The sequence below is a fragment of the Deltaproteobacteria bacterium genome, assembly GCA_005879535.1.
In the GTDB taxonomy this organism is placed as follows: Bacteria; Myxococcota; Myxococcia; order Myxococcales; family 40CM-4-68-19; genus 40CM-4-68-19.
This window is the reverse complement of record VBKI01000001.1, coordinates 1-7533: the sequence shown is the minus strand read 5'-3', so window position 1 is coordinate 7533 and position 7533 is coordinate 1. Positions and strand designations below refer to the sequence as shown.

General features: G+C 68.5%; 6 protein-coding genes. 5 read left to right on the top strand and 1 reads right to left on the bottom strand.

Going from position 1 to position 7533, the window contains the following annotated elements; all coding sequences use genetic code 11:
• A partial coding sequence (locus E6J58_00030; GenBank protein TMB44610.1) for an NADP-dependent oxidoreductase occupies positions 1–298 on the bottom strand: 298 nt, incomplete at its 3' end.
• Between the two features lie 384 nt (positions 299–682).
• On the opposite strand from E6J58_00030, the gene E6J58_00025 reads away from it, so the two are divergent.
• The 5 genes from E6J58_00025 to E6J58_00005 all read left to right on the top strand — a co-directional run.
• Positions 683–1570 carry an SDR family NAD(P)-dependent oxidoreductase gene (locus E6J58_00025; protein TMB44609.1) on the top strand — a complete coding sequence of 296 codons (888 nt, stop codon included), beginning with the start codon at positions 683–685 and terminating at the stop codon, positions 1568–1570.
• Positions 1554–2147 (top strand): TetR/AcrR family transcriptional regulator, encoded by a 594-nt coding sequence (locus tag E6J58_00020; protein ID TMB44608.1) that lies wholly within the window; start codon positions 1554–1556, stop codon positions 2145–2147. The genes E6J58_00025 and E6J58_00020 overlap by 17 nt, the downstream gene beginning before the upstream one ends.
• A gap of 107 nt (positions 2148–2254) precedes the next feature.
• Entirely contained in the window at positions 2255–2713 is a 459-nt protein-coding gene (locus E6J58_00015; GenBank protein TMB44607.1) for a winged helix-turn-helix transcriptional regulator, read from the top strand.
• 103 nt (positions 2714–2816) lie between these two features.
• Positions 2817–4001 carry an efflux RND transporter periplasmic adaptor subunit gene (locus tag E6J58_00010; protein ID TMB44606.1) on the top strand — a complete coding sequence of 395 codons (1185 nt, stop codon included), beginning with the start codon at positions 2817–2819 and terminating at the stop codon, positions 3999–4001.
• A 16-nt stretch (positions 4002–4017) separates the two neighbouring features.
• A partial coding sequence (locus E6J58_00005) for an efflux RND transporter permease subunit (GenBank protein ID TMB44605.1) occupies positions 4018–7533 on the top strand: 3516 nt, incomplete at its 3' end.

Below are 7533 nucleotides of genomic sequence, written 5' to 3'. Positions count from 1 at the left end.
GCGTGCCGTCGCGATACCAGTCCGTGAGGCCGAACACCCGCTGTCCAATCGACAGCCCCGTCGTGCCATAGCCGAGAGCGGTGACCACTCCGGCCAGTTCGTGTCCGGGGATTGAAGGCGTCCGGTCACGGCCGACGCGATCGGTCCAGGTCGAGGGCCACGCCAGCTCATCCCCGGTGAATGCCGACGCATGAGTCTGAACAACGACGTCGTTTATCGCCGCCTGCGGCTCGGGCCGCTCAACCAACTTCGCCCCGGCCGTTCCCGCAGCCCGATTCGTCACCACAATCGCCTTCATCGGTCACCTCCCTGTGTCGAGTTCTTGCCTGCAAGGTAGCCAGTCGGTTGATGTACTCCATCCGCGTCAGGCCGCGCGCGCCGTGAGGAGAAGCGGCCCGGATCGACTGCAGGTCCTCGGCACTGATTCCTGTTCGGTGGAGCGTCGAAAGCGGACGCTTCCGCTCTCAGGTGCCCTACAAGAACAAGCTCACGGTGCAGTCGCTCCGCATCAGCCTCGCGCGGTGGCGCGTGCCGTCGCTGCCTCGCTCAACCCGCCCCAGGCGGCGAAGGGCGGTTGAGGGTCCCGTATCGCCTCGGACGGGTTCCGACTGGCGAATCGAAGACACCTGGCAAGCATCTGCTGGCTTTAGATGACAATCGTCATCTAAACTACGGAGCGAACATGAACGGTCGAGTGGCAATCGTGACGGGCGTGTCGTCGGGGATCGGAAATGCAACCGCGCGGGCGCTGGTCGGGCGGGGATACCGCGTCTTCGGTACGGCGAGATCGGCCGCGAGCTTCCTGCCAGCCGGGACGGAGCGCCTGCTCCTCGACGTGCGAGACGAGGCGTCCATCGACGCCGGCATGGCCGAGGTGCTGGCCAGGGCGGGCCGCATCGATCTCCTGGTCAACAACGCCGGCGGCACGGTGATCGGCGCGGTCGAGGAGACCTCGCTCGAGCAGGCCCGCGATCTGTTTGACGTGAACTTCTTCGGCGCGATGCGCATGACGCAAGCGGTGCTGCCGGCGATGCGGGCCCAGCGGAGCGGGCGCATCGTCTTCATCAGCAGCGTGCTCGGCTTCCTGCCCGCCCCGTTCATGGGCCTCTACGCCGCCTCCAAGCACGCCCTGGAAGGACTGGCCGAGTCGCTCGATCACGAGACTCGCACGCTGGGAATCCGCGCGGCGCTCGTCGAGCCCGGGTTCATGCGCACCAACTTCGACAGCAACGGGACTCTTGCTGCCCACCTTGTCGGCGACTACCAGCAAGCCCGGGACCACTCCCGAGAGAACTTCCGCAGGAACACCGAAGGCGCCGAGGATCCGCAGGTGGTGGCGGAGGCGGTCGTCGAGGCAGCAACGGCCGGGAAGCCCCGCCTGCGATATCCGGTGGGCAAGCGCTCGGGCCTGGTCGCCGGACTGCGAAGGTATCTGCCCGCGGCGGTTTTCGACGGCGTTTTCCGCAAGCAGTTCGGGCTCGATTCCACGGACGCGCCGGCGTTGCCGCCGACGGGCGGAGGGCGCAGGCAGAAGCCCCCCGCGGGAGAACGCGGTGCGAAGGTCGCGTGAAGAGGCTGCCCGTACCCGCCGGACTGCCGTCGCGGCAGCCTCGCGGCTCTTCCGGCAGCGCGGGATCGAGGCGGTCAGCGTCGCCGACGTGATGGCGCAGGTGGGGTTGACCGCCGGCGGCTTCTACCGCCATTTCGAAAGCAAGGAGGCGCTGGCGAAGGAAGCCTGCGCCGAGGCATTCGCGCAATCCGGGCTCGCGCGGCAGCCGGGCAGTTCGCCCGGGGCGATCTTGCGTCGCTACCTGAGCAAGGCCCACCGCGACGCGCCGTCGGCCGGATGTCCGCTCCCCGCGCTCGCTTCCGACATGCCGCGCCAGCCGGCCGGCGTCAGACGCACGTACACCGACGGCGTTCGCGGGGCGCTCGCTCGCATCGGAGAAGTCGTCCGCAGCGCCGATGCGTCGGCGCGGCTCGCGTTGCTCTCCGCCATGGTCGGGGCGCTCGCCATCTCGCGCGCAGTCGACGACGAGGAACTGAGCGAGGCCGTCCTGCGCGAGACGAGCAGGTTCTGGATCCGCGCGCTCGCCAGGCGTCGTCCTCGCCGGCGACCCGCACGTCGCGGTGACCCCGGCCGCTGAGCCGCAGGCTCCCGGGGGCGCAGGCTCACGTGTATGTACACTTTGCTCCGCCGTTTTCGATCTTGCCTTGCACGGCGCGGCAGCTCCGTGTAGATGCAAACACCAGCGTGAAAACCAATTTCCAGGATGCCGCCCGGAAAATCGCGGACGAGTGCACCTGCATGCGTGTGCGGCAGACGTCCCGCACCTTGTCCAGGATCTATGACGAGAACCTGCGCCGCGCCGGCCTGCAGATCTCGCAGCTGACCGCGCTCGTCGCCGTCGCCCGATTCGGCGAGGCCGGTGCCGGCATGGGCAAGATTGCGCAAGTCCTGGGGATGGATCGGACCACGCTCACGCGGAACCTGCTGCCCCTGGAGAAGGCCGGCCTCCTCCGGGTCGCCCGGGATCCGGCCGACGCGCGCGCCCGGATCGTGCTGCTCACAAAGCCCGGTCAGCGAGCCATCGAGAAGGCATTCCCGCTCTGGGAGAAGAGCCAGAAGCGCGTCCGGGACCTGGTCGGCGTGAGGCAAGCGCGCGATCTTCACCATCGACTTGCGCGTCTGCTCGCGGTCGTTCGAACGTAATAAGGACCCGGCCAGCCGCGTAAGAAGTTCCCGACAGCCTCGGCGCATCGCAATAGGTGTAGCCGCATCTATCCATCGAGCCGGGTGCTCGAAGAGGTCGCAGATGACTACCAGGACACAATGGAACGCGGCGCAATCGAGCTCCACCCCGAAGCACGAACGCCGCAGCTACGTGCCACTGTTCGCTGCCGCCGCTCTGGGCGCGCTTGCTTGCAACAAGGCGGACGCCTATGTACGACCTCCGGTCCCGGTGCGCACGAGAACCGTCCGGGCATCCCCGCAGGCGCACCAGGAGCTCCGCTTCAGCGGCACCGTTGCTCCGGAGGCGGAGATCGAGCTCTCGTTCAAGGTCGGCGGCTACGCCACCTCCCTTCTCACCGTCCGCGACAGCCAGGGCCGGACCCGGTTCGTGCAAGCGGGCGATCGGGTCCAGCGCGGGACGGTGCTGGCGAGCGTCCGGCAGGAGGACTATCGCCAGTCCGCCGCGGAAGCGCGCGGAGCCATCGAGGCGGCTCGCGCGGCCGCCGTGAAGGCCCGGCTCGACTACGATCGGGCGAGCAACCTGCTCGCCTCCAAGGTCATCCCGCAAGCTGATTACGACGCGGCCAAGGCGCGGACCGACGGCGCGAGCGCTGCCGTAGACACTGCGGAAGCCCGCCTCGCGAGCGCCCGGATCGCGCTCGGCGACACCTCGCTCCGGGCGCCGGTGGACGCGCTCGTCCTCGCGCGCTCGATCGAGATCGGCAACCTGGTCTCGCCGGGCACCCTCGCGTTCCGGCTCGCGGACGTCAGCAGGATCAAGGTGCGCTTCGCGGTGCCCGACGAAGTGGCGTCCCATTTGCGGATCGGCTCCCCCGTCGCGGTCACCGCGGATGCGCTCGGAGCGAACATCCCGGCGGCGATCAGCAAGCTCCATCCTCAGTCGAGCGCAGACGCACGCACCTTCGACGTCGAGGCGGCCGTGGTTTCGCCGAGCGCCTCGCTGCTCCTCGGCATGGTCGTCTCGGTGGCGCTGCAGGAGGCGGCGACCTCGAGCGCGGCCGTGATCACCGCGCCGCTCAGCTCGCTGGTCGCCGCGCCGCAACGCGAGCGCGAGGCGCAGGCGCTCCTGGCCTTCGTGGTCGAGGAGGAGCGCGGCGTCCCGATCGCGCGCCAGCGGCGGGTGATCGGGGGCCAGCTGATCGGGAACGAGGTGGCGATCGAGAGCGGCCTGCTCCCCGGCGAGCGTCTCGTGGTGCAGGGCGCGACGCTGCTGAACGACGGCCAGACAGTCCAGCTCGTTCCGTAGCTCCTCGAGGCCCGCCATGGCGCACAAGACCGACGAAGAGCTGATCGGCAAATCGCACAACACCGCGCGCTACTTCACCGAGAACCGCCAGGTGGCGTGGGTGCTGCTTGTGGCGACGCTGGTCGCGGGCACGTTCGGCTACCTGCAGATGCCCAAGCGCAAGGACCCGTTGATCCCGGTGCGGGTCGCGGTCGCCATCACGCCCTGGCCGGGCGCGCCGGCCGAGAAGGTCGAGCAGCTCGTCACCCGCAAGATCGAGGAGAAGATCGCCTCCACCAGCGAAGTGGAGAAGATCGAGTCCACCTCGCGCAATGGCGTCTCCGTAGTGCAGGTCACGGTCCGGGCGGACGCCAAGAACCTCGGGCGTGCCCTCGACGACATCGATTCGCGGATCAAGAACATCCGCGACCTGCCGGAAGGCGCCCAGCCGATCGATTTCAAAAAGGACTTTGGCGACACCGCGGCGCTGATGCTGACGGTGGCGAGCCCGAGAATTTCCGGTTCCGAGATCGCCATTCGCGCCCAGGCGATCGAGGTCTCAGTCCGCGCGGCGCGATCCGCCGCACGCGCGGGAGCCCGCCGCACCGTGGTCTTCAATTTCCCGGGCGCGCTGAACCCTTTGCCCATCGCGCGCATCGTCGACCAGCTCGCCGGGTTTGCGCGCGCCGAAGGAGCCGAGGACATCCGCCCCGTGCGCGGCAACGGGTTCGTGGCCTTCGACGCGCTCAGCGATCTCGACCGCGAGGGCTGGCTCGCCGTGGTGCATCGCTTCGAGAGCGAGCGGCTGCACGGCGGCTGGCTGCACCCCGACCTTTGGGAGCCCGCGATCCTCGAGCAGCCGGAGCAGGCGAGCGAAGAGCTGCAGCGGGTCGCCGGCTCGAGATACAGCTTGCGACAGCTCGACGACTTCTCCGATCAGATCGCCAAACGCATCCAGGTCTCGCCGGAAGTCGCCAGGGTGACGCGCTCGGGCGTGCTCGACGAGCGCATCTACCTCGACTACTCGCAGGAGCGATTCGCCTCCACCGGCGTGACGCAACAGATGCTGCAGCAGGCGATCTTCGCCCAGAACGTACAGGCCCCCGGCGGCGTGGCCCGCGCGCAGGGACGAGGGGTGATCATCGACGTCAGCGGCGAATTGAAGAGCGAAAAGGAGATCTCCGATCTGCTGGTGTCTACATCGCGGAGCGGCGCGCCCTATTACCTGCGCGACCTCGCCGACGTGAGCCGCGGTTACGAAGACCCACCGCGCTACCTCAACTTCCATACCTGGCGCGACGCGGCCGGGACCTGGCAGCGCACCCGCGCGATCACCGTGGCGGTGCAGATGCAGGCCGGCCGCCAGATCGCCGACTTCAGCGCCGACGTCGACGCGAAGCTCGCCAGCGTCCGGGCCACGCTTCCGGAAGACCTGATCCTGGCCCGCACCTCCGATCAGCCGCGCCAGGTCAAGGAGAAGGTCGACCTGTTCCTCGTCAGCTTCTACGAGGCGATCGCGATCATCGTACTCATCGGCCTGATCGGGTTCTGGGAGTGGCGCTCGGCGCTCCTGCTCGCGCTCTCCATCCCGCTCACGCTCGCGCTCTGCTACGCGTTCATGTACCTGCTCGGCATCGACATCCAGCAGATGTCGATCGCGGCGCTGATCATCTCGCTCGGGCTCCTGGTCGACGACCCCGTGGTGGCAGGCGATGCCATCAAACGGGAGCTGGATGCGGGCAAGCCCGGACGCCTCGCCGCATGGCTCGGGCCCACCAGGCTGGCGCGCGCCATCTTCTTCGCCACCGTCACGAACATCGTCGCCTACCTGCCCTTCCTGATCATGAGCGGCGATGTCGGCCGTTTCATCTTCAGCCTTCCGGTGGTGATCACTTGCGCGCTCATCGCCTCGCGCATCGTCTCGATGACCTTCGTGCCGCTCCTCGGTCACGCGCTGCTCCGCGGCCACGACCGGCCGCCGTTGCCGTGGGCCGAGCGGCGCGAGCGCGGCGTCGCCGGCCTCTACGCGCGCGGCGTGCGCTGGGCGATCGACCACCGTTACCTCGTGCTCCTGGCCGCGGCCGGCGTGCTCGCCGCCGGCATCTCGCTCGGTCCGCGCCTGAAGACGGCGTTCTTCCCCACCGACCTCTCCTATCTCTCCTACGTCGACATCTGGCTGCCCGAGAACGCCACGCTGGAAGCGACCGACGAGGCCGCGCGCATCGCCGACCGTATCGTGCGCGAGGTGGCCGCGGAGCACGGAAAGAAGACGCATCGCGAGGTGCTCCGCTCGGTGACCACCTTCATCGGCGGCGGCGCGCCCCGATTCTGGTTCTCGCTCTCTCCGCAGCAGGACCAGGTCAACTACGCGCAGCTCGTCGTCGAGGTGAAGGACGACCACGACACGACCGAGCTCATCGCTCCGCTGCAGCACGCGCTCTCCGCCCAGGTCCCGGGAGCGCAGATCGACGTCCGGCAGCTCGAGACCGGGAAACCGGTCAACAACCCGCTCGAGGTGCGCATCTCGGGCGACGACATCGCCACGCTGAGAGCGCTTTCTCGTCAGGCACAGGCGATCTTCCGCGACATCCCGATCGCCGATCGCGTGCGCGACGACTGGGGCGCGGAAACGCCCCGGATCGCTTTGCAGGTGGACCCGGAGCGCGCCCGACTCGCCGGTATTTCGAATCGCGAAGTGGCTGCTTCGACCAAGGCTCTGACCGGCATTCCCGTCGGACGCCTCCGTGACCACGACAAGCAGATCCCCATTCTGGCCCGGCTGCGCGAAGGCGAGCGCGGCACGCTCGCCAGCTTGAGCAACCTCTACGTGCTCGGCTCTCGCGGATCGATCAAGGTGCCGCTGCTCCAGGTGGCGAACCTGCGCCTCGAGTTCGCCCCCGAGAAGATCATGCGCCGGAACCAGGTTCGCACGGTCGTGGTCTCCGGATCCCCGGTGCCCGGGCGGCTGCCCTCCGAGGTGATGAAGCTCGCCCGTGCGAGGCTCCAGGCCTTCGAGCGCAGCCTGCCTCCCGGATACTTCCTGGAGATCGGCGGAGCGCAGGAGCAGCAGACCCTCGTCTTTCGCGAGAGCGGCATCGTGGCCCTGCTCTCCGTGCTCGCCATCCTGCTCTCGCTGGTGATCCAGTTCCGCAGCGCTGTGAAGCCGCTCATCGTGCTCGCCGCCATCCCGTTCGGCGGCGTCGGCGCCATCCTTGCGCTGGTGATCACTGGCTCGCCCTTTGGTTTCACCGCCGTGCTCGGGATCATCAGCCTGATCGGGGTGATCGTGAGCCACGTGATCGTGCTCTTCGATCTGATCGAGGAGATGCAGGAGCGCGGCGAGCCGCTGCGGGAGGCGCTGGTCGACGCGGGCCTCATCCGGATGCGGCCGGTGCTCATCACCGTGGGCGCGACCATCTTCGGCCTCTTGCCGCTCGCCATCCACGGTGGCGCGCTCTGGGAGCCGCTCTGCTTCGCGCAGATTGGAGGGCTCGCCTTCGCCACCATGATCACGCTGGTCCTGGTTCCGGTCCTCTACGCGATCTTCGTCGTC

Bases quoted from the DNA above. Each gene is read 5' to 3' on its own strand.
- E6J58_00010 (TMB44606.1), top strand. From the start codon at position 2,817: ATGACTACCAGGACACAATGGAACGCGGCGCAATCGAGCTCCACCCCG.
- E6J58_00025 (TMB44609.1), top strand. From the start codon at position 683: ATGAACGGTCGAGTGGCAATCGTGACGGGCGTGTCGTCGGGGATCGGA.